Annotated in this window: 18 protein-coding genes and 3 pseudogenes; 9 read left to right on the top strand and 12 right to left on the bottom strand. The window is 58.7% G+C overall.

Features of this window, described 5'->3' with window-relative positions; translation table 11 throughout:
* Positions 1-31 precede the first annotated feature (31 nt).
* Both BB934_RS38095 and BB934_RS38100 read left to right on the top strand, forming a co-directional pair.
* On the top strand, positions 32-1003 hold the full coding sequence (locus BB934_RS38095; protein WP_099514915.1) for an MBL fold metallo-hydrolase: 972 nt from the start codon (positions 32-34) through the stop codon (positions 1001-1003).
* Between the two features lie 56 nt (positions 1004-1059).
* Entirely contained in the window at positions 1060-1719 is a 660-nt protein-coding gene (locus BB934_RS38100; protein ID WP_099514916.1) for a pyridoxamine 5'-phosphate oxidase family protein, read from the top strand.
* Here BB934_RS38100 and BB934_RS49775 read toward each other — a convergent pair.
* From BB934_RS49775 to BB934_RS38110, 3 genes and pseudogenes are all read right to left on the bottom strand, one after another.
* Positions 1714-1914, bottom strand: a pseudogene (locus BB934_RS49775) (hypothetical protein); the annotation flags it as partial. The gene BB934_RS38100 and the pseudogene BB934_RS49775 overlap by 6 nt on opposite strands.
* A 25-nt stretch (positions 1915-1939) precedes the next feature.
* Entirely contained in the window at positions 1940-3262 is a 1323-nt protein-coding gene (locus tag BB934_RS38105) for an adenylate/guanylate cyclase domain-containing protein (RefSeq protein WP_157934579.1), read from the bottom strand.
* Between the two features lie 95 nt (positions 3263-3357).
* Positions 3358-3984: a TetR/AcrR family transcriptional regulator gene (locus BB934_RS38110; RefSeq protein WP_162299262.1), complete on the bottom strand. Its 627-nt coding sequence runs from the start codon at positions 3982-3984 to the stop codon at positions 3358-3360.
* 176 nt (positions 3985-4160) lie between these two features.
* On the opposite strand from BB934_RS38110, the gene BB934_RS38115 reads away from it, so the two are divergent.
* Complete coding sequence (locus tag BB934_RS38115) at positions 4161-4685, top strand: DUF1772 domain-containing protein (RefSeq protein WP_099514919.1); 525 nt, start codon at positions 4161-4163, stop codon at positions 4683-4685.
* Between the two features lie 519 nt (positions 4686-5204).
* On the opposite strand, the gene BB934_RS38120 is transcribed toward BB934_RS38115, so the two are convergent.
* Positions 5205-5561 carry a tautomerase family protein gene (locus BB934_RS38120; RefSeq protein ID WP_237050705.1) on the bottom strand — a complete coding sequence of 119 codons (357 nt, stop codon included), beginning with the start codon at positions 5559-5561 and terminating at the stop codon, positions 5205-5207.
* A gap of 36 nt (positions 5562-5597) precedes the next feature.
* Positions 5598-6555: pseudogene (locus tag BB934_RS38125) on the bottom strand (IS630 family transposase).
* A 226-nt stretch (positions 6556-6781) separates the two neighbouring features.
* Here BB934_RS38125 and BB934_RS38130 point away from each other — a divergent pair.
* The gene (locus BB934_RS38130) at positions 6782-7630 is read left to right on the top strand and encodes a LysR substrate-binding domain-containing protein (protein ID WP_099514921.1); all 849 of its coding nucleotides are present in this window, start codon (positions 6782-6784) and stop codon (positions 7628-7630) included.
* A 401-nt stretch (positions 7631-8031) separates the two neighbouring features.
* On the opposite strand, the gene BB934_RS38135 is transcribed toward BB934_RS38130, so the two are convergent.
* The gene (locus tag BB934_RS38135; protein ID WP_099514922.1) at positions 8032-9222 is read right to left on the bottom strand and encodes a YbfB/YjiJ family MFS transporter; all 1191 of its coding nucleotides are present in this window, start codon (positions 9220-9222) and stop codon (positions 8032-8034) included.
* A 188-nt stretch (positions 9223-9410) separates the two neighbouring features.
* Here BB934_RS38135 and BB934_RS38140 point away from each other — a divergent pair, with 188 nt between their 5' ends.
* Positions 9411-9836: a winged helix-turn-helix transcriptional regulator gene (locus tag BB934_RS38140; protein WP_237050706.1), complete on the top strand. Its 426-nt coding sequence runs from the start codon at positions 9411-9413 to the stop codon at positions 9834-9836.
* A 253-nt stretch (positions 9837-10089) separates the two neighbouring features.
* Here the strand turns inward: BB934_RS38140 and BB934_RS47940 are convergent, their stop codons facing one another.
* Entirely contained in the window at positions 10090-11910 is a 1821-nt protein-coding gene (locus BB934_RS47940; protein WP_237050707.1) for a hypothetical protein, read from the bottom strand.
* Positions 11911-12130: 220 nt separating this feature from the next.
* Complete coding sequence (locus tag BB934_RS38150) at positions 12131-12874, bottom strand: hypothetical protein (protein ID WP_099514924.1); 744 nt, start codon at positions 12872-12874, stop codon at positions 12131-12133.
* A gap of 633 nt (positions 12875-13507) precedes the next feature.
* Here BB934_RS38150 and BB934_RS50335 point away from each other — a divergent pair.
* Together BB934_RS50335 and BB934_RS50480 are read left to right on the top strand one after the other, a co-directional pair.
* Positions 13508-13636: a hypothetical protein gene (locus BB934_RS50335; protein ID WP_257792389.1), complete on the top strand. Its 129-nt coding sequence runs from the start codon at positions 13508-13510 to the stop codon at positions 13634-13636.
* Positions 13637-13794: 158 nt separating this feature from the next.
* Positions 13795-15324 carry a calcium-binding protein gene (locus tag BB934_RS50480; RefSeq protein WP_099514925.1) on the top strand — a complete coding sequence of 510 codons (1530 nt, stop codon included), beginning with the start codon at positions 13795-13797 and terminating at the stop codon, positions 15322-15324.
* 451 nt (positions 15325-15775) lie between these two features.
* Here the strand turns inward: BB934_RS50480 and BB934_RS38160 are convergent, their stop codons facing one another.
* The 4 genes and pseudogenes from BB934_RS38160 to BB934_RS47945 all read right to left on the bottom strand — a co-directional run bounded on the left by BB934_RS38160 (position 15776) and on the right by BB934_RS47945 (position 20344).
* Positions 15776-17155 (bottom strand): calcium-binding protein, encoded by a 1380-nt coding sequence (locus BB934_RS38160; protein ID WP_157934581.1) that lies wholly within the window; start codon positions 17153-17155, stop codon positions 15776-15778.
* Positions 17156-17421: 266 nt separating this feature from the next.
* Entirely contained in the window at positions 17422-18528 is a 1107-nt protein-coding gene (locus BB934_RS49790) for a tetratricopeptide repeat protein (RefSeq protein WP_237050708.1), read from the bottom strand.
* Between the two features lie 228 nt (positions 18529-18756).
* Positions 18757-19194: pseudogene (locus BB934_RS51275) on the bottom strand (adenylate/guanylate cyclase domain-containing protein); the annotation flags it as partial.
* A 1009-nt stretch (positions 19195-20203) separates the two neighbouring features.
* On the bottom strand, positions 20204-20344 hold the full coding sequence (locus BB934_RS47945; RefSeq protein WP_157934583.1) for a hypothetical protein: 141 nt from the start codon (positions 20342-20344) through the stop codon (positions 20204-20206).
* A gap of 602 nt (positions 20345-20946) precedes the next feature.
* Between BB934_RS47945 and BB934_RS38170 the strand changes: the two genes are divergently transcribed.
* Complete coding sequence (locus tag BB934_RS38170) at positions 20947-21303, top strand: ArsR/SmtB family transcription factor (protein ID WP_099514928.1); 357 nt, start codon at positions 20947-20949, stop codon at positions 21301-21303.
* Positions 21296-21838, top strand: coding sequence for an arsenate reductase ArsC (locus BB934_RS38175; RefSeq protein ID WP_099514929.1), 543 nt, complete (start codon positions 21296-21298; stop codon positions 21836-21838). The genes BB934_RS38170 and BB934_RS38175 overlap by 8 nt, the downstream gene beginning before the upstream one ends.
* The last annotated feature ends 7 nt before the right edge of the window (positions 21839-21845 follow it).

The following is a 21845-nucleotide window of genomic DNA, read 5'->3' on the forward strand; positions in this document are numbered from 1 at the left end:
GATCCCAAGCGCTGTTTCAAAGGAGCCGACTATGATTGAGTTGTCCCGCCGAACCCTTGGCCTTGGCCTCGCTGCAAGTGCTCTCGCAACGGGCCCATTCTCAACAACTGCCGGTGCCGCAACGGCCCCGTCGCCTGTCACACCGGTGAAAGCGGCTCTGCCGTTTGGCCAGTTGCGGATTGGTCGGTTTACGGTGACCGCACTCGCCGATGGCTATGCGGACATGCCGTTCGGGTATTTCCCCGGCCGAAGCGCGCAGGAGATCGAGGCGTCTGCGAAGGCGCAGTTCGCGGCGAGGCCCTCCGGCATTCGCTTCCTGTTCAACCAGTATCTGATCGAGGATGGTGCGCATCGGGTCTTGATCGATACCGGACCTGGTGGTTCGCTCGGACAATCGGGACAGCTTCCACAGGCGCTCGCCGCCGTGGGGCTCGATCGTGATCAAATTGATGCGGTGATCGTCACCCACATGCACCAAGACCATATCGGTGGTCTTGTTGCCGGAGGAAAAGCAAACTTTTCCCGTGCGGAGCTCTACATCGACCGGCGCGATGTTGCCCACTGGACAGATCCAGCCAAGCAGGCCGCTGCCCCTGATTATCTCCAGAACAGCTTCAAGCTCTCCGCGGACGTACTGCGCCTCTACCCCAAGCTGCAGGCCATCGACGGCGAGCGTGAGATCGTGCGCGGTGTCTCCATTGTCGACCTCACCGGTCACACGCCAGGCCACATCGGGGTCCGCATCGCGGATGCGGGACAAAGCCTTCTCATGGTATCCGACATGCTCTTTCCCGTCGTTCACCCGACGGCGACTGACATCAACTTCCTCTTTGAACAAGACCGGGCCGCGGCCCAGGCTATGCGGGCCCGCTTTTTCCCGCGTGCCGCCGAGGAAGGCACCCTGATCGCGGCGACGCATATGCCCTTCCCTGGCCTCGGGCGGATTGTCTCCGATAACGGTCACCTGCGCTGGGTTGCTGCCGCATGGGCCTACCAGGATTGAATATCCGGCAGGTTCAGGATCGGAGCACCGACTCGGTGAGCACGCGGGAGGCGACCATGCTTCACAAATATCTTGAGATTGCCTCGACACCGGCGGTAAAGGCTGCACGCGAGCATTATGGGAGCGCGGCCCAATACGCCAAGCTCGATGGTTCGCTCGGATCTGACGGAGCGGTGCGTAACGACCGGCTTGGGTTATCGGAAACCGAGTTCATCTCGAGCCGGGATGGGTTCTATCTCGCGACCGCGTCCGAGGCAAACTGGCCTTATGTCCAGTTCCGCGGCGGACCGAGCGGGTTCTTGCGGGTCATGGACAAGCACACGCTGGGTTATGCAGATTTCCGCGGCAACAGACAGTACGTGTCCATCGGCAACGTCGCAGGGAATGACCGCGTCTCTCTCTTTCTCATGGATTACGCCCACCAGCGTCGTTTGAAGATCTTCGGACGCATGCAGGTCGTGGACGCTCGAGCTGACCCAAAGCTCGCGGAGAAGGTCGCTGTTCCGGATTATCCAGGCCGGGTCGAGAGGGCAATTCTCATCACAGTCGAGGCTTTCGATTGGAATTGCCCGCAGCACATCACTCCGAGGTTCACAGAGTCCGAGATCCGAGATGCGCTCGCGCCGGTGTACGACGAGCTCGCGACCCTGCGGGCCGAAAATGATCGTTTGAAGCGCGAGCTCAATGCAGTTCCGTCCCAGCCGGCTATCCCGTAGGGCGTTTGCAAGCACGCTCACCGGGGGCAGGTCCATGGCCGCTGCAGCGATGACGGACGATAGCTAAATCCCGAACACCGGGTAGAGCACGGCCGCAGCGACCGGCACGCCGGCCGTATTGTCAATCAAGGCGAAGAACAGATTCTGGCGGATGTTGCTCGTAACCGCCCGCGCGAGCGGCGGTGCTCGTATGACGCGACGGTTCCCCCGTCCCGTGGGCTTAGGATGCTAAGGGAGCCATCAATCCCAACGCCTCGCGACGGCCTCGCAGCGGAGCTCGGACCACCTCACGCCAGAGTCCCTCCTCGCTCGCAGCTCGAACGATCGCATCGGAGGCAAGGATCGGCATGCCGTGCTCCTTCGTTGCCTCTTGCAGGCGCGCTGCCACATTGACCGGGTCGCCCATGACGGTGAACTCAAGACGCCTGGCGTCCCCGACAACGCCACAGAAGACCTCGCCGACATGCACCCCAATCCCGACCGTCACAGGGGGATCGAATTGCCGCTTTGCATTCCAGCGGGCGATGAGACCATCGAGCGTGCGGGCACATGCCAGTGCCCGGGCTGCGTCCTCGGGCGATGGGTAAGGGAGGCCGAAGACAATCAGCGCCCCGTCGCCAATGAACTTGTCGACAACACCTCCATGGCGGTCGGCGGCATCCATGACGCGCCGACGAAACGCGCTCATGAAGGTGGCGAAGCGGGCCGAATCCAGATGCTCGGCCATAGCAGTCGAGCCTCGCACATCCACAAAGAGGAGCGCGACTGTCTGGCGCCGCCCTGTGCGCAACTCCGAGAACGCCGGGTCGGTCAGGACTGGGGCGAGTTCCTGTGGCAGAAACCGCGTGAGATCGAGGCGCACCGTCGTTTCCCGGACAGCCTCCTGGAGCAGCTGGCGTCCGCGGCTCGCTACAACGACGAGAACGGTGGCCGCTATCGCAATCATGACCAATCGGATGGCGTTGGGGGGAAGGCCGAACCCCATGGACAACTGCGCCAGGACTGCTGGACGCTGGTCAACAGGGATAATGCCAGCCAGCAGCATCAATGCAGTTAGGCCGAAGACGTACAAGATCGCGACATAGATCTGCAATGCCGGCCGGTAGCGCAGCGCGGTGGCGGCAAGAGCGATTGGGACAATCCAAATGCCTGGGAAGAGTGAGAAGAAGTTTCCTGGGATCCCGAATGCAAACAGGCTGAAGCTGAGATTTCCCAGGATCAACAGGGCATCTGCTGTCGCTGTCACGTAGGATAGCCGCTGGACCGGATAGCCGCGACGAAGACACACCAAGGAAAAGACCCCAACTAAGGCCAAGCCGATCACGGTGATCCGCGCCGCGTCGATCTCGCGGAGGGTAGCAATCGCTCCTCGAGGGACATGGAGTGCAACAAGCTCCAATGTCACGAGCAGTCCCGCACCGATCGCAATACGCAGAATGCCTGTCTGCCGCTCCGCTGCGACCTCGGCCTGGTGGAGCAGGCGTTGTGCCGGGTTATCGGCGCCGCCCGTCACCTCATTGAGTTGTCGATGCAGTACCCTCAAGAGACCCCTCCCACGAGCTGATCCGTCATCGCCCCACACCAGCGGCAATCCTTTGCTCAGCATTGTCATCGACCAACAGCAATATCCGGTCGGCATCATTCAGGTCGCTGCTCGCCGGTCCCACTTGGCCGGGCAACGCATGTGAGGCCGGAAAGGATGACCGTGAGACCGAACTCGAACGCTGCTTCAAAGTCCCACCCACGGAGTGCCGCGGGCTCCACGGCAGCAGCGGAGGCCGGGAAGGTAACGGCTGGAAGCCTCCCATGCCGCATCGCCTCGGTCGGATCCACACCCCGAAACGGCCCCCTGATCTGGTAGGAGACCTGACCGATGGTAAAATTCGTCAGCAGAAAATAAGCCCGCAAGGCGTCTTCCGGGCCTATGCCGGCCCGTTGCAGCGCCGCCAGGGTGAGCTCCATCGGTCGAAAGATGGAAGCCGGCAATACCTCGGCTGTTTCAACGAGTCGGACCAGTCCGGGATGGGCCAGGCAGGCCTGTCTGAGTTCCCGGAAGCAGGCGCGGATCTGCTCCCACCAATCATCACTGTCGCACTCAAACTGCAACTGGTCGATCACGGTCGCGGCAATCCCGTGCAGCAAGTCCTCCTTGTTGCTCACATGGTTGTAGAGCGCCATGGGAGTCACCCCGAGATGCTTAGCCAAGCCACGCATGTTGAGAGCCTCCAGGCCGTCGCGGTCGAGCAGGGTCAGCGCGTCGCTCAACACGCGATCGCGGGTCAACGTCGGTTGGTGCGGCCTGCGCGTTCTAGCTCTGCGTGTCGGCTTGGGTGGCATTAGATGGCCTTGGCATCACGATCTTGACCTCTACATATACATTGTATATATACGACGTATATAGCCCGACGGCCAGGGGCGCAAAGTGAAGGAGGCATGGGTCCATGTTCCTGACTCTCCAGGTCCTCAGCGTCTTTCTCGTTTCTATTGCAATGGCACTCGCCCTGGCGCATGCGCTCGAGCTGCCCGGGAAAATGCGTCTTGGTAAGGAAGCCTACCTCACAGTGCAGCCGATCTACTATCCGGGCTTCACCACGGCTGCCGGGTTCGGTGAGGGCGGCGGCATGATCGCCATGTTTGTTCTCCTAGTTCTGACCCCCGCACAGAGCGTGGCGTTCTGGTGGACCCTGGCGGCGTTCGTCGTTCTCGTGGCCATGCATGCCGCATATTGGGTCCTCACCCATCCTGTGAACAAGTTCTGGCTTCGGGATCACGAGGTGCGAGGATTCAGCGCCGGCTTCTTCGCCTTTGATCCGCTAAAGCGATCTGCCCCGGCAGCCCCGCACGAGGATAGCTGGATGAACTACCGCGACCGGTGGGAGTACTCTCACGTCCTCCGAGCCGTGCTCGCGGCCATCAGTCTCATCTCGCTCGTGATAGGGGTCGCACTCTGCGAAGCGAGTGCGTGATGCTCCGGTCACGCGAAGACCTGTTCCCCGTCCCACAGCGGGTGAGCTCATGTTCGTGGCTTGATGAGCCTCCACTTCGGTGCATCGCAGCCTCGTTGCACGCACAGGCGCAGGGCGTTGCGGATGACGCTCACCGAGGACAGGCTATGGCTGCCGCGGCGGTGAGCGGGAGGAACCAAATACCAGCAACCGCGTGTTACGAGTTAATTTGGTCTCGGGGGCAAGCCTTGTTCAAGCACTTATTTCTCTGCGCAAGAAAGCCGTCTCAGCGGTCGATCGTGGGCTTGTGACAACCGCAATCGCAGCAGCCACTGTCGCGCTTCTCATTTGTACGGAATTGCCTTAGAGCTACGCTTCTGTTTCAAAGATGCATCAAGATTCATCCGCCCGAACTATTCGCTTTTGCTTTAAATTAAAGTCGGAGGTCCAGACCGCCGTTTAATGAGAGTCCCGCAGACGGCTGGGTATTTCCTGGTGAGATCCAGCAGAAGCGCTGTAACTGCCGGATCTCACTGATGTTCATGTGAGGGGCAGGCCGGCTTGAGTCCTCAAACGACTTGTGATGAAGCGAAACTCCTGCGTCTTGCCGCCGAAGCCGTAGGCTGCAGCCGGGACCTCGTGGACGAGAGCATAGCTCTCTGTATGGACGTTGCCGAGAATGGTGCTGAGCGAGTTGAAGATCGCCTCCATGTACGATGAGAGTTCCTGTTTTGTGTTAGTACCGTCGACCACCTTGATATCGAGGTAGAAAGTGTTCATTTGCTGCCGCGCAAGAGTCTGCCCACCCGCAAACCAATGGTTGGGGTCAAGATAATGCACGGCAACGGCCGTGATCGTGGGGTCTTTGCGCAAATGGACTTGGGTGAGCAGTGTCACCTCCTCCGCAATTCTTGCAGATAGAGCATCGGACGGTTAAACGGACGCATATCCGGCAGCCTTAAGGTAGTTCCAGCACTCTTGTGGTTCGAACAGGTTGCAGATCTCACCGAGCGCTCGCCAGAGCGCGTCGAACGTTCGGGCCTCGGCCTTGCGCAAGTGCGCTTTGATCTTGGCAAAGGCCTGTTCAATTGGATTAAGATCAGGCGAATAAGCAGGTAAAAACAGGAACCAGGCTCCGCGTTGCTTCAGACACTGAGCGGCCTTCTCGCTCTTGTGGACAGCCAGGTTGTCGAGGATCACCACATCGCCTTTGCGCAGCGTCGGCGCGAGCTGCGTCTCAATGTAAGCCTCGAACGCCAACCGGGTGATCGGGCCATCGATGATCCACGGCGCGCACAACTCGTTGCACCGTAGCCCAGCCAGAAAGGTATGGGTTTTCCAGTGTCCAAAGGGAGCTTTCATGCGTAGGCGCTGGCCCCTGCGGCTCCGCCCGCGCAGGCGCGTCATCTTGGTGTTGACATACGTCTCGTCCAGGAACACCAGCCGGTGCGTCTCCTGGCGCATGCGCGGCTGGCGCTGGGCATGCCAGACCCGGCGCTCATCCCGCACATCGGCGCGTGCGCACTCCGCCGCCATCAGGCATTTTTTTATATGAGAAGCCGTGCCGGCACAGGAAGCGCGAGAGCATCGCGGGAGCCGCAACGATCCCATGCTCAGTCAGCAGCCTTGCGGCCAGCTCGGGCATGGTGATGGCCGGCTCGGCCTCGACCGTCTGGATCAAGAAGCTCTCATAGGGCACCAGCTTGCCGCGTCCGGGCGGACGGCCTTGCCGGGCCGGTGCCGGCGAGCCGAACCGCCGCTTCCGCTGCACCAGCTTGATGGCGAAACTCTCGCTGACGTCAAAGTGCTGGGCTGCCGCCCGGCAGGAATGACCTGCATCGACAAAGTCGGCGACGCGCACCCGCAGATCCAGGGAATAGCAATGACCCATAATCCACCTCCCAGTCCAGGCAGTGAATCACAGCTCGGCCTCGCACAGAAGCCAGGAGTCTCATTTCCGGTCCGAGGCTCTAGCTTTGTATTCGGTTCGCCTGTGAGCGAGATGCTGATGATGGGCACCGGCTGTCTCCTTCGTTTTCCGATGCCTGCAGTGTCTCACGAAGGATGCTTCGGAAAAATCAAATTGTTTTTCACCGTTGTTTCAATAAAATCGAATTATGCATTACCTGGATCCCGATCTCCTACGAACATTCTTGGCGTTTGCCGATTCAGGATCGCTCGTGCGTGCGGCAGAAATTGTGGGGCGCTCCCCTTCAGCCGTGACAGCACAGATGCAGCGGTTGGAAAATCTGGTCGGCGAGAGCCTTCTCACACCCGCCGGACGAGGGCGCTCCCTCACACTTGCCGGAGAGGAGCTTGCAGGGCACGCGAGACGGATTCTTGATGCTCATCAGCAGGCGATGCTCAGCCTCAAAGGTGCCCGAGCCGAAGGGCGGATCAGTCTGGCCACGACCCAAGATTTTGCGGAAGGCGGGTTGGCTCCGCTGGTCCGGCTGTTTGCCACGACCCACCCGAGAATTGGTCTCCAGCTCCGCGTCGGGCGATCGATTGAGCTTCTACAAGCCTTCGAGCAAGGAGAAGTTGACGTCTTGATTGCGATGCGAGCGGCTCCCTCGGGGGACGAGGTCGGAGTTCTTCGCGAACCGATGGTTTGGATTTCGTCGGTCGAGGGACTTGCCACAGGAGGAGATGAGTTGCCTTTGGCGTTGCTGGACGCACCGTGCGGGTTTCGGAGTGCTGCTCTGTCGGCCCTCGATCAAGCACGCCGGCGATACAGAATTGCCGCGACCAGTCAGAGCCTCTCAGGCCTTCGCACGGCTGTTACAGCTGGGGTCGCCGTGACTTTGCGCACAACCCGCTGGATTGGTCCTGGACTTGTTGATGCCGGAAAGCTTTTGGATCTTCCGGAAGTGGGAGAAGCGAGCTTTTCTATTCGGGTTAGGCCAGAGGCCCGCGCGTCCGCCCGTTCTCTTGGTCAGCTTTTACACGCCCAATTGATGGGTTGAGTATCGAGAAGTAGCGCCGAGGCACCAATGTGTTAGCGGGTTATCGGGAACTTTCTTTTGCCGTAATACTGATCGTCAGCTATCGCGCCGCGCCGAAAGGGCTGCGGATCCGTTCTATCTTGGCGCTCAATCACGAGCAGATCTTGCGCTGACCCGGTCCGAGCCACTGTCCTGTCCCTCGCCAGCCGTACTTGGGTGCGGGGCCCGAACGCGTCGTTCAGCGAACAATGCCCAAGAGGATGTCGCTCTCGAATGGCAATGCCGGGAAGTACTCGGGTGGCACGCCAGCGAGACATAACTCTGGGTGAACTTCAAATCCGAAGCGACTGAAGAACCGTGGGTCGCCGAGAAGGACGCATCCGTTCGCGCCGATAGCCTTCGGACGTTCCAGACCGTCCGCATCAGGCGAGATCGCGTTGCATGATGCCGATCCCGGCCCCTAGGATCAGTAATACGACAGACGTCCAGAGACCGCCGGACAGCGCTCCTGTCAAGTCGGTCAGCGCTCCGATGGCGACTGGACCGACGGTCTGCCCCACGCCGAAGGTAACGGTCAGCGCACCGATGGCGGATGCCCAGGCCGAGCGGGGAAGGTTACGACGGACAAACGCGGTCGTGGCCGCAACAACCGAAAAGAACGTTGAGCCAAACACGGCGGCCGAGATCAAGAGCGCTGGCATACTGCTTGAGACCATTGGAAGGGCTGCGCCAATCGCTGTCACTGCCATCAACAGGGCGAAGGCTCGCCCGTGCTTCTGCGACGCAAGCACGTCCGACCACAGCCACGGCGATGCCATCGCAGCCAAGCCGATCAGGGACCAGAACTGGGCTTGGGCGAACGCCCCATGCCCGCTCTCCTGGACCCAGGCGATCATGAAGGTCATGTAGGCGATGTAGCCGGCGCCGAACAGAAAATACCCACTCAGAAGCGGGACGATCCGTGTGACCGGAGCGGCCTGACGGCCGTTTCCTGCCTCCTGTTCCTGCTGTCCACGGGCCAGGATTAGGCCGAGCGATAGCAGAAGTGACAGCAGCGCGAGAGCCCCCCAGGCATCCTGCCAGGTGCGCGGACCCTCCCATGATAACAACAGCGGCACCGACACCCCGGACAGGAAGATTCCAAGACCCGGCCCGGCGTAGAACAAGGCCAACAGAAATGCGCCTCGGTCCGGATGACGATGGGCCACATGAGCGGCCAGTACGCCCCCCGCCACAAACGAGAAGCTGCCGCCGAGGCCGGCAATGAAGCGGGCTGCATTGAGGCCCCAGAAGTCGACAAAGCCGACGCAGAGCCCGAGCGAGGCAACACACGCGGCTGTTCCGCTTGCCATCACGGCAAACGCCCCGCTTCGAGCGATCACACGCGATGCCACCAGGGCGCCCAGAAAGTATCCCAGGGCGTTCGAGGTGTTCATCCAGCCCGCCTCGGCATAGCTCCATCCGAGGCTGGCCCGCATATCGGGCAGCAGGAGTGCATAGGCAAACCGCGTGATCCCGAGCCCGATCGCCGGAGCGAGCGCCAAGGACAGCACGATCAGTGCTTCGCCCGATCCAGCTTTCGGCCAGGGCCGGGTTTGGGACGAGGTCGGCATGTGGCGCCCTCCTGAGTTTGTCTAATGGACCCAGCATAGAAGGGCTGGGTTCGAAAATCAAACTCTGTTATCGTGCAAGAATGACAGCTACTGAAACAAAGACAACAGAACCCGTCGGACGCTCTCCCATCCCGCTTGCCGAATGCGCCCTCGCGCGTGCGATCGGGGCGATTGGAGACGGTTGGTCATTGTTGATTCTGCGGGAGGCGCTGTGTGGCGTCGAGCGCTTCGATGCCATGTGCGAGGATCTTGCGATTCCTCGCTCGGTCCTCGCCGACCGCCTGGCACGTCTGATCGAAGCGGGCATTCTCGAGCAGACAACCTACCGCGAGCCTGGCCAGCGCTCGCGCAAGGCCTACGTGCTATCCGAGACAGGGCGGGCGTTAATCCCGGCTCTTGTTGCACTGCGAGCGTGGGCGGAAGACCACCTTCCAGGAGGACGGTCCAGTCTACGCCTCCAGGACAAGGATGGCCAGGAAATCTCTGTGCACCTGCTGCGCGCCGACGGGACAAAAGTCGAGGACTTCGCCGGCATCAAGGCCGTGGCAGCACCGCAGACGCAGCCGTCGACCCGCCATCGTGCGGCAAGCCCTAGGACAAGGCGGTCCGTGTAGTTGTTCCGAGGAAGAAACCGGGACGACCGTCGAACGCTTCGCCGCACTACCTTCTATGTAGAATCCACCGCAAAGTACATTAACCGTGTGTTTGAGACGCACGGCCCTGCCGGATGACGGGAGGCGAGCGGAATTTAGGTGCGCGCGACCCGCAGGCTTAGGACACCACGAGTAGAAGTCGATATCAGAGCATAGGCCCCATCGGCAGACGCCGAGCGGCATAGTTAGTGTGACAACCAACTTCGGTTGCTGCTTAGGGCTCGATTGGTACCGGTCCTTTCCAAGGCTCATTGTTGGCCTTCCACAGCACATACACCTTCTCATCATTGCCGATCGTCACGGCCTCGAGCTGATTGTTGAGCGGATAGAACGCGGACGCGATCTGACCTCCGGGTGGGAACCCCGGTGGGGAGATTGCGACCGGCCCCTTCCACGGCTCGTTGTTGGCCTTCCAGAGAAGGTGCACCCGACCGTCGTTGGCGATCGTTAACGCCTCGAACTGGTTATTGAGTGGATAGAACGCCAATGCGATCTGCCCTCCGGGCGGATAGTCCGGCTGGGTGAGTGGCACAGGTCCCTGCCAGGGACCATTTTGGGCTTTCCAGAGGACATTTACCTGGCCGTTCTTGTCGATCGTCAATGCCTCGAGCTGGTTGTTGATCGGATAGAAAGCCGAGGTAATGCCACCGCCAGGCGGGAAGTTCGCAGGTGAGATCGCAACGGGACCTTGCCACGGCTCGTTGTTGGCCTTCCAGAGAATGCGGACCCGTCCGTCATTGCCAATCGTCAAGGCTTCAAGCTGGTTATTGATCGGATAGAACGTCGAGGTGATGCTGCCGCCCGGTGGGAACTCCGACTGGGTGAACGGCACTGGACCCTGCCAAGGACCATTCTGGGCCTTCCAGAGAATGTTGACCTGCCCGTCCTTGTCAACCATCAACGCTTCGAGCTGGTTGTTGAGAGGGTAGTAGCTCAGAGTGATGCCGCCGCCGGGGACAAACTCAGGCTGCGTGAGTTGGACCGGACCTTGCCAGGGGGCATTATTGGCTTTCCAGAGGACGTGCACAGCACCGTTTTCAGCAACGGTGAGGGCTTCGAGTTGGTTGTTGATCGGGTAGAATGCCAGGACGATACGGCCGCCGTGACGTGCGAACTGCGCTTCGGTGAGGGGAACCGGCAGGTGCCAGGGTCCATTGTTGTCTTTCCAGTGCAGCCATACGCGCCCGTCACGACGGACCCGGCAGAACTCCAGTTGGTGATTGATCGGGTAGTAGCAGAGAGGCCCGCTGGCACCGATCACCCGCCAGGACTCCAGGTCGACCTGGATCTTCAGGTCTGCGAAGTGGAAGGAATTATCGTGATGACCGACTTCGTGGTACATGTGCCCCACATACCAGAAGACGATGTCGGCATTGGCGACGCTCTCGTTGTCGTTGAACCCGAGTTCTCCCTTGGCGAAAGGCCACGGAGTAGATTCCTCGGACTTGTGATAGCGGCGCACGGCAACGTCCATCGTCGCGAAGCCATCTGCTCCGGCATCCGACACGGGAAAAATCCAAGCTTGGTTGCGAGTCAGCTCATTCCGGACCACCCATTTCTTGTTCCGCGCCATGTTCTTGGTGTCGTTGACCTCGTTCGAATAGAACAGCCAGTCATCGTTTGACACGACATAAACCCGATTATTCTCCGGCCCGTCGATATCGAAATCCAACCGCCAGTACGGATGGTGGCTGTGGTTCATGTTGATGGCGACGCCCTTACTCCCGACTCTCGACATCACAGCCCCGTCGCGACTGAGAAACCACTCGTGGAGAATATGGTATGCGCCAATCCGGGCATAAACGTTCATCCTGATCCATGAGACGTTATCCTGGCTGAACTCGGTCAGTCCGACATACTCGTTGTTCGTATGCTCGTTCTTGACGAGACCGTACTTGTTCCGGTCTCCGACGAATGGAAACTCCTGGTGAGCCGGCGCCCAGTAGATCTGATCACTGTACGGTCCTGCCCCCAGACCGAACTCGGTCTCTCGCCCGGCGAAGAATCCGACAACCGCCCCGACGACCGCTCCCACCGGGCCGCCGACGGATCCTCCGGCCGCCGCACCGGCTCCCGCCCCTGCGAGCCCGCCGGCGACGCTGCCGGCATCCCCGGGACCTCCGTCCTTCTCGTACTTCACGCGAATCACCGGCAGACTGAACTTGCCGATGATGTGCACGCCCTTGTATGTCCCGTTGAGAAGAGACAAGCCTTCACGGTCCGAGACTGCCCAATCGAAACTCCACTCGTGCCAGTCAACGTGTCCTGCGCGTACGTTTGGCATTGCGTGTGTCCTCCGGCCGGGAGAAATCGGTCCTGACGACGACGACCTTTTGCTCAATGAGGTCGACAATTGCCGCGAAGAGCGCGGGGAGTTCCTCGTCGGTGGTGGCAATGTCGGTAAATGTCACCCAGATGAGTCGCCCCTCATCGATGCCTTGCTCGACGGACAGGGGCAGCAGAATGCCGTGAGCGTCGAGATTTCGGACTTTGTCCTTCAGACGCTTGTCGTTACTCGCTATTTGAATGGCCTCACGAACTTCTTCCAATCCCTCAACCGGCTGATAGTCTTTCAGCGTCAGCACTTTCTCGACCTCCTGGCCCAGCGTGATGACCTCCACGGCGACCCGATTGGTGTAGCTGTAGAAAAGCAATTGGACCTGGGGCCGCCGCTCCGGATCACGCATGTAGCTTTTCCGGAAGTTCAGAAGATCGGCCCCAATGTATGAGTAGCGTTCGCCAATGAACAATCGAACGCGCTCATTGTCTAATACGGCCTTCACTATCTCGGCAATGGCGTCATCGCTGGGTAAATCCGAGATCGGCGCCGAGGCAACTTGGTTGACGTTGCGTTGATCGCATGGCTTGGGCGGCCACCCATCATCGGGACCGGTGAACCGGATTGTTGGCTCCTTGGGAGTGTTTCGACGGAGATCACACAGACCATCCGTGACGCGAACGGCAATTTCCCGCTCGTCGGGCTGACACTGAACTTGCATTTGATAGCTCCTGGAAAGGAGAACTACGCAAGCAACTGTGAATGTACTGGAAGTACACGCCGAGCAGACTACGGAAGCATGTGACTGGCGGAGTGAGTACCTTTACCAGATTTTAGGACGTAATGCCATATGGATTTACACCGATGTTGATCGATTGCCTATCCAGTGCATTACTCCCTTGACCAGACTACGGTCGCACATCGTTCTCGAAACCGAACTAAGCTTAGCCTTGAGAGGGCAAGCGCTCACGACCGCGATCCCTCCACTGCAATACTTTCCATGCAAGACATGCTCGAAGGTACATTAGCTGTGTGTATTAGGGGAAGAAAGAGACGCTGCTGAACGGCAAAAGGCTGATGACCTAACCTAAAGCCGGCTTTCGCCGGTTGCGCTCTAGGGAGCATCAGCTAAGGGGCCCGGCACCAGATGCTTGGCCTTGCCCGTTCAATCCAGGCCAACTCCTCAATTTTGGGGCACAGTTTCCATTCAGTAGCGCGAGTAACTCCAGTGGCGCTCAACAACTCCACTCTTGCATTCAAGGCTGTTGGGGGTGTCCACATCATCGGAACCACCTACACCGTCCAGATTCGGAGAGCGACCTCAGATCGAGGATAAGGCGCACGCGCGACTGACATGATCATCTACTCGAAGAAGACCGCAGCCATCTACTATGATCCGGATGGGGACGGGTCGGGTGATCATGTGAAAACCGCCATCACTTCCAAGGACCTGCAGATGACCCAGAGCTTCCTGGTCATTTGACTATGATACGGCTTTTGTGAGCCTTATGCGCTTTCGTCTAACCATATTTTTCTTGTCTTAACCAAATGAGTTAGTTCGCTCGCCCAACGAGCTCATTGCGAATTTCAGGCGGAGCGTTATCCCAATCTTAGCGGAATTCTCTTGCTGGTCGCGATACTATGGCTGTTATCAATGGTTCGGGATTGATCCAAGGTGGGTGGGAAAACGACTCGATCACCGGATCGGCACAAAATGATACCCTTATCGGCGGGAACGGCGTTGATACGCTGATTGGTGGTCATGGTGACGACCGGCTGATTAGCGGGGTGTACTCTCTACCCTCACAATATACGTTCGAGGCATACTCTGATTTCGATTCAGGTGAGCGCCTTGAAGGCGGCTTGGGCAACGATACTTACGTGGTCGGCGTAGGTGATGTCGTTATCGAGACGGCGGGGGATGGTGGCACCGACACGGTCGAATTTCGACCCGTTTACAACTACAATCAATACGGTCCGAACCCAATCGAAAGCTTTACCCTTGGGGGTAATGTCGAGAACCTGACCTATTACTCTGCTGGCAGTGGCGTCAATTTCTATGGCGTCGGCAACAATCTCGATAACGTGGTAAAAATCGCCACCGAAATGGAAGGTGCACAGTACTATGTGGCTGCTACGCTGGACGGCGGCACTGGGGCTGACACACTAATCGGCGGCAATGGATCGGACACTTACCATGTGAACAGCCCTGACGATGTTGTGGTCGACAACTGCGATCAATGGATGGGCAACGACACGATTGTCACAACCCTTAGGGAATATCGGCTTGGAGTTGACATCGAAACCCTCGCATTCTCTGGCTCAGGCAGTTTTGTTGGCTACGGCAATGATAACAACAACACCATTGCGGGTGGCAACAGCAATGATGTCATCTATGGTGGCGGTGGGAACGATCAGCTTAATGGCGGGGTTGGCAACGACACCATCAGCGGAGGGGAAGGTTACGATCACGTTGAGATCAATGGCGCTCGCGTGGACTTCACCATCACCAAGAATGCCGATGGCTCAATTACCATCACGGACAATTGGTCTCTTGATGGCGATCTAGGGATAGACGTAATCATCGAGGTTGAAGCCTTCCACTTCGGCGATGGAAATGTGGCGGTTGAAGCCCTCTTGCCTCGTCATTCGGAACCTCATCCATTTGTGCCATTAGACCAGCCCCCGCGGGTAACTTTCACCGGCAACAACGGCAGCAATACTCTGACCGGCAATGAGGTTGCGAATGTTCTGAAGGGTCTCGGTGGCAGTGACGTGCTTAGAGGGCTTGACGGGAGCGACAACCTCTTCGGCGGCGCGGGGCGTGATAAGCTCTATGGGGGAACAGGGGCGGACATGTTCGTGTTTGACACCAAGCTCGATGCCAAAACCAACAAAGATTCGATCCAAGATTTCCGCATTGTCGATGATACACTATGGATCAGCAATTCTTTCTTTACCAGAGTCGGCAAGGATGGTGATCTGAAAGCACCAGCGTTTTGGGCCAACAACACGGGCAAAGCACATAGCGCGTCAGATCGGATCATCTACGACCGGGATAGCGGCATCCTCTATTACGACGCAGATGGCACGGGTAAGATTGCTGGAGTGGCGTTCGCAACGATCTCCAAGAAAATTGCGCTGACCCACAGGGATTTCCTCGTTATTTAACTAAACTTGCATAGGAGTAGGAGCCCGGATCACTTCTGGTTTTTATGTGTCACAACAGAGCATCGGAACAAGAGCTGTTTCCAACCGCGCGGTGACGGAGTACTAAGTGAGAACGTGTCTCTACCAAACGAACGAGAGAATGCCACAACAGCTGAAAGTACTTTTGATTTCGGTGTCTGCGACAGAATCCACAAAATCCAGGGTCGACACCCGCCTTAAAATGTACTGCTCCTGAATGCGTCGTCCAATAGAGAGCGTCGTTGTCCAGACAGGTTCGAGTGCCGGCTTGCGCAATAATCTCAGACAGGTACCTAATCGGCATGAGCATTTTCTCGCTGTGCGCCGAGTGGCTAATCTGGAAGCATTATCAGAAGGGTTGTCGCTTCGTTCTATCTAATCGTGTCAGCCAAAATAACTCTTGTTCTGAACCTTGCAACAGACCGATTCTACTTTACAGGATCACCAGCAGGTCTCTTGCGGCGACATTGTTGGGGCTTCCGGCAATCGTTGCAAACTGCGTCTGGTCTGCCCCTCCAACACCATCGAAGTCAAAATACAAGGCGCCCGAGACCGTGTCGTAGATAATCCGGTCGCTGCTGTCGACCGCGGCCGTGCCCACTCGGAACGCGCTGCCGCGCAGCACGCCAGCGGTCAAGCCCGTGAATACATCGTTGTCCAGCACAATCGTATCAGAGCTCCGGAAGTCGTTGATCGTGTCGATATTCTCTGGGCCAAGGGCTGTGCTGAAGGTAAAGCGGTCGAAGCCTGCCCCGCCCGTTAGAAAGTCCGCACCCAGTCCGCCATCAAGGCGATCATTTCCGCTGTCCCCTCGCACCCGGTCGTCACCCTCACCACCGTTCAGGCGATCATGCCCTGAGCCACCAAAGACCCGGTCATCGCCTGCGCCGCCGTCGGCTCGGTCATTGCCGGCCCCACACTGGATCTCGTCATCGTCTCCCCCGCCGTTGATCCGGTCGTTACCGTCGCCGCCGAACAGGCGGTCGTTGGCAAAGCCGCCCGACAGTTGATCGTGACCCTCCTGCCCAAAGAGAATATCGGCGAACGCGCCGCCCGTGAGGCTGTCGTTCCCACCCTCGCCAAAGAAGATTGCTGGCGCGTCCGTGGCCGTGAAGTTGTTTCGAGCATCAGTGCCAAAGCGGACGTCATGCAGGGGCAGAGCGTCACGAAGTAGGTCAACCTGCGCGCTGCCCAGGTTGAACTGCATCCGATCCAGCGAGAAACTGGACACGCCCGCCGGAAGCGCGGCTGTGAGGGTAAGCGTGAACCCGCTGAACGTGGCCTCTTGGTTGCCGTCGAGAAGGTCGGGCAGCATCACATACTCGAAGGCGTTCGGGTCTGATGAAACAATATTGGGTGCGGCAAAATCAGTTACGGGGTTGGCCGTCATACTGGGGGGCGGAAGGGCTGCGCCGATCACCCCTATTAGGGCGGTATCCACGGTCAGCTGTGCACCGGCGGGAAGGGTCGGACCGCCGAAGCTCAATCCCGGTGCGAATTTATGGTTGTTGGGGAACACGGCCGGCGGAGGATCCCCGAGGGTGGCGCCCACAAATGATGAAGGATTGTAGGGCGAACCGACACCCAAGTCCTTCAACCGCAGGGACTGCGTGACGCCGGTTTCCCGGTCGACGAACTCAACACGGACGGTTAGCTGAGTGTCTCCTGGCGCGAAGGTCGCACCCGACAACGCAATCAGGCTCCCGAGGAAGTTGTCCTGCTCCGCCGCGCCCGATGCACCCGGGCTTTGGCTTCCCCGTTGGACAAGCGTCCCTGAGTCAAGATCGTACCTGATGGTGATTGGAGCCGGCATTTCAACCTCCCAAGAGACCATGGGCCCAAATTCGCACACATACCGCCCCTGGTGGAGACATCAGCCAGAACTCCGCCGTTCTTGACCGAGGTGGCGGCTCGACGCTGCACACAAGGCTGATGCAAACAATGAGATCACAGGTTCGTGTCTCGAGTGCGGCAAGTGATCGGTTCTGGGCATGTCCCGCTACCTTTCCGACATTGGTCGGTCAGTGGAAGACAGGTATTTCTATGGAGGTTCGCCGCCTGACTGGTCCGAGCAAGTCCTTATTCCGGCACGCCAGCCTTTCTCAGACCCTCGATGAACAGCTCGCAGTGAGCATAAGCCCCCAGATTTGCGCGGAGGCGATTAACGGTGATTGGGGGGCCGATTTGGTTACGTTGCTGGATATGTGCCTGTGCCTCCTCCACAAGGCCGAGATGCCCACAGCAGCTGATCAGCGCATTGTGGTGCCCCGGAAATTCCGGGAAGGCTACGACCGCACGGCGCAAGAAGGACAGAGCGTCCGAGAAGCGGCGGTCTCCGAGCAGGGTCAGACCATGAAATGCCACGTAGATCCCGGCAAACGTATCCAACGGGCTCATCCGTATGGCCTTTCCTGTCTCGTTGACAGCCTCGGCAAAGTAGCCAGCCCTGAGAAGGGCAACCCCATACATGGTGCGCCCAAGAGCCCAGCTCGGATTGATCTCGAGAGCCCTCTTCATCTCCTCCAAGGCACGGTCATGGTGACCCATCGTGCTCAAGCTGAAACCATAGCTCATCATGGCCCAAGGCTCGCTCGGATCAATGGCCAAAGCGCGCTTGGCAAGATCGGTCATCTCTCGAAAGCCTTCCTCCCTTGGGCGCCAGTAGCAGAAGGTTTCCCACCACACCGCCCAACTGAGAATGGCGTACGCTCTCGCATAACTTGGCTCACGAATGATGGCGCGTTGAAGAAGCGCCTGCGCCTCTTCGTTCGATTTGCGTTGCGCCTTGTTGATCAAGGTCATTGCTGACACGACAAGGCCCCAGGTATCGACACTTTCGGGAGGCTTGTTCTGGGCTCTATAACCCTCCTCGGCATAAAGATGAGGTTCGATTGCAGCCACAACATTTTCGGTGATCTCATCCTGGACCGCGAAGACATCCTGCAGCAACCTGTCGTAGCGCTCTGCCCAAATATGCTTTCCGTTCGCGGCGTCGATGAGCTGCGCTGTGATGCGGATGCGACTGCCAGACACTCTTACACTGCCTTCCAGAATGTATCGGACACTAAGATCGCGGGCGACCTGACGGACGTCGATCGCCTTGCCCTTGTAGACGAAGGTGGAGTTGCGCGAGATGACGAGCAACCAGCGCAGACGCGAAAGTGCGGTAATGATGTCCTCGGCCATCCCATCCGCGAAGAATTCCTGCTGCGGATCGCCGCTCATGTTGTCGAAGGGCAATACTGCGATGGATGGCTGGTCTGGCAGTGTTAGGGGCTGACTTGAGATCGCTCCAGGCAAGGGCGCCATCTTAGTCACGGCCGAGAGCCGGAAGATCCTCACAGCTCGTGCTATGTTCTTGACCTGTTGCTCACCCTGATCCTCAAAGGAGTACGGCAGTTTATCTCTGACCTCGTCGTAGACTTTGCCGGAGACGCAAATGCCTCCGGGCTCAGCCAACTGCTCCAGGCGAGCTGCCACATTCACCCCCTCGCCGTAGATATCGCCATCACTTTCAATGATGATGTCTCCGAGATTGATGCCAATGCGGAGTTGAAGGGCCGGAGCACCACCATGAGCGGCTTCTGACGCGAGAGCCTCCTGGACTTTCACAGCACAGCGAACCGCCTCGACAGGGCTTGAGAACTCAACCAGAAAGCCATCGCCGGTTGTTTTTACCACGCGCCCCTGATGGTCCCTCACCTTCGGCTCAATGACGTCCCGACGAAGCGTCTTGATCCTGGCGAGGGTGCCTTCCTCATCTCGGCCCATAAGCGCGGAGAAGCCTGCCACGTCAGCCGCGAGAATCGCTGCGAGGCGCCTCTGCACCTTCTGACCGCTTGGACTGGTCATCTCATCCCCAGGGATACAGGTGTTGAGGAGCAATGGTGCTTCGCTCAGCACGCTTCGTCCAGAGGCATTATTGCGGCAGTTCTCCGAGGTCGAAGGCCAAGCTTTTGGATGTGCCACGATCCACAGCCACCGTTCCCAGAGTTCGCTACGGGGAACCGACGATGCAAAAGCCGCGGGGCTGGTTCATGCCGGAAGAGAGCGGAGGCCGGAGTTTAGGCCCGGTCGACGGCAACAATCAGAGCCACGACCACGGGCGACATTGTGAGCACCAATTTGTTTATGCTCCGCTTCTCTCCACAGCGCCGGATTCACGGGCGGGTAGCCTATAGCGTCGCTCGGCCTGGATGGGCGATCAGTACTTCGACCGCTCCGACGCCAATTTTAGGAAATATTCGTTGGAAAGTCTCGGATCCGGTGGTGGTGAAACAAGCGATTGAGATTCTGAGCGGTAAGGGTTCAGAACAAGAGCTGTTGCTGTTAACACGATTAGATAGAACGGAGCAGCAATCTTTCCAATAAAGCTTTCAAATTGGCCACTCGACGTGAAGCAAGTTGATACTCGCGTCGATCGGGTACCCATCTGAAACTACGTTAATGCGCTTTCTCGAACCTGACCGGACAACGACACTTTCCCACGGACGTCACTTTCGGAGCAGTATCCTTCTCCATCAGTTGTTCGGCCCTGAATGATGGCGCAGACATCAAAATCCAAGCGGTAGCGGGCCATTGCGGCGGTCTCCCGCTCGGTTCATGGGGTACGTTCTTGCTACGTACTCCGTTACCGTGTGTTTGGGAGCAACTCTTGTTCCGCCCCCTAGACGGCAGTCAGATCCCTTCCCGTCATTCCGCACCCTTGTGTTGTTGAAGTTGTGAAGCTTGACTGTGGCTGGATCAAGGCCCGTTTAGGAGGGTCTCTCCTCACTACTACGAGCTCGTATAGCGTAGGCTCGTGGGTTTGATCGTCAATGTTGGAATGGTCTGAACGTTGGTGACATCTGCTTCTTGGCAACTAACCGAGCACGTACACGACAGCCCAAGCGATGATGCCTAATGCGATCAACAAGCCGAGCCAGTTGAGCACACGAGACAACTTGTCGGTAGCGGGCGACTCCTTAGCGACTACCAAGAGCTTGTCATCATCGTCATCCATGTTACAGAACTCTCACAAAGGGCGTCAGGCGTTTTAAGGATCAGTCCCACGAGTGGTTGAAGTCGTCTTCACACTTCCCGCCGTAACGACGACAACCGCCTCAAATCCCTCCTGCTGACGATTTGAGGCCAAGGCAAAAGCGGCTGAGAGTGCTTGTTCCTCAGTGACGTGAACTGAGATGGCCCGCCCCTCGTGCGAGACCGACCAAACATCATCCCCTGTACGCGTGACCACAACTCGTTCCACGCCTGTGGTTCCTTTGGCCAACGGCGAGCCTAGCTATCCGGGGCTGTTTCGCAATAAACTCAAAGGGATAGGAGGCATTTTAGAATCGCTCTCAAAAGCATAGCTCAGCAAACCCTCCAGGTTACACTGAGGGCCCTTCAAGGACTTCGTCCGTCATTAATACGGATTTGATTAACCAGGGCACGTGACCTTGAATCGTTTGCTCAGAGTGTGAGGGGTCGCATCTAGGGAACCCGTTAGCCGACCTGGCGACGTGAGTTGATCGCTTCTGGGAAGCTCGTCCATCGTATTGCGATGGGCTTTCTCGATTTAGCAGGCCTATTGCATTTCACTAACAGTTCCATAAGTCTCGACATATGGAATCAGAGAACGTCATCTTGTCTCTCGCAGCCTTGGCCCAGCCGACGCGCCTCGAGGTGTTCCGGCTGCTGGTGAAGCACGAGCCGGAGGGCCTGCCCGCAGGCGACATTGTCCGCGAGCTCACCGTCCCGCATAACACCATGTCCTCGCACCTCGGCATCCTCTCCCGGGCGGGCCTCGTCCGCTCCGAGCGCAGGAGCCGCTCGATCATTTACCGCGCCGACCTTGATCGGCTCCGCGAGGTCGTGACCTTCCTGCTCAAGGATTGCTGCGGCGGCCATCCCGGCGTGTGCGCTCCCTTGATCGATGCCCTCGCCCCCTGCTGTTCCCCGAAGGAGACCCTCGATGGCTGAGCGACCCTACAACGTGCTGTTCCTGTGCACGGGCAACACCGCCCGTTCCATCTTGGCCGAGGGCATCTTGCGCAAGGACGGCGCCGGCCGCTTCAACGCGTTCTCCGCAGGCAGCCAGCCGAAGGGCGCCGTCAATCCATTCGCCCTGAAGGTACTCGACAGCCTCGGCTATCCAACGGACGGTTTTCGCTCGAAGAGCTGGGATGAGTTCGCCGGACCGAATGCGCCCGTGATGGACTTCATCTTCACCGTCTGCGACAGCGCCGCGGGCGAGGCCTGCCCGGTCTGGATCGGCCATCCGGCCACAGCCCACTGGGGCATCGAGGATCCCGCAGCGATCCAGGGTCCGGACATCGACAAGGAACGGGCCTTCGTCCAGGCCTTCAAGTTCCTCAAGAACCGGATTGCAGCCTTCCTGGCGCTGCCGATGGCGAGCCTCGACCAGATCGCCCTTACCCATCACCTGGAAGAGATCGGACGCCTCGAGGGCGCGACCTCCACGACCGTCCTTCCCTTCGACCGCCGCCAGGCCTGAGGATTCC

Source organism: Microvirga ossetica (genome assembly GCF_002741015.1).
In the GTDB taxonomy this organism is placed as follows: domain Bacteria; phylum Pseudomonadota; class Alphaproteobacteria; order Rhizobiales; family Beijerinckiaceae; genus Microvirga; species Microvirga ossetica.

Bases quoted from the DNA above. Each gene is read 5' to 3' on its own strand.
- BB934_RS38115 (WP_099514919.1), top strand. From the start codon at position 4,161: ATGTTCCTGACTCTCCAGGTCCTCAGCGTCTTTCTCGTTTCTATTGCA.
- BB934_RS50480 (WP_099514925.1), top strand. From the start codon at position 13,795: ATGGCTGTTATCAATGGTTCGGGATTGATCCAAGGTGGGTGGGAAAAC.
- BB934_RS38170 (WP_099514928.1), top strand. From the start codon at position 20,947: ATGGAATCAGAGAACGTCATCTTGTCTCTCGCAGCCTTGGCCCAGCCG.
- BB934_RS38130 (WP_099514921.1), top strand. From the start codon at position 6,782: ATGCATTACCTGGATCCCGATCTCCTACGAACATTCTTGGCGTTTGCC.
- BB934_RS38160 (WP_157934581.1), bottom strand. From the start codon at position 17,155: ATGCCGGCTCCAATCACCATCAGGTACGATCTTGACTCAGGGACGCTT.
- BB934_RS38100 (WP_099514916.1), top strand. From the start codon at position 1,060: ATGCTTCACAAATATCTTGAGATTGCCTCGACACCGGCGGTAAAGGCT.
- BB934_RS47945 (WP_157934583.1), bottom strand. From the start codon at position 20,344: ATGGATGACGATGATGACAAGCTCTTGGTAGTCGCTAAGGAGTCGCCC.
- BB934_RS38095 (WP_099514915.1), top strand. From the start codon at position 32: ATGATTGAGTTGTCCCGCCGAACCCTTGGCCTTGGCCTCGCTGCAAGT.
- BB934_RS38150 (WP_099514924.1), bottom strand. From the start codon at position 12,874: ATGCAAGTTCAGTGTCAGCCCGACGAGCGGGAAATTGCCGTTCGCGTC.
- BB934_RS50335 (WP_257792389.1), top strand. From the start codon at position 13,508: ATGATCATCTACTCGAAGAAGACCGCAGCCATCTACTATGATCCGGAT.
- BB934_RS38175 (WP_099514929.1), top strand. From the start codon at position 21,296: ATGGCTGAGCGACCCTACAACGTGCTGTTCCTGTGCACGGGCAACACC.
- BB934_RS49790 (WP_237050708.1), bottom strand. From the start codon at position 18,528: ATGGCCGAGGACATCATTACCGCACTTTCGCGTCTGCGCTGGTTGCTC.
- BB934_RS38135 (WP_099514922.1), bottom strand. From the start codon at position 9,222: ATGCCGACCTCGTCCCAAACCCGGCCCTGGCCGAAAGCTGGATCGGGC.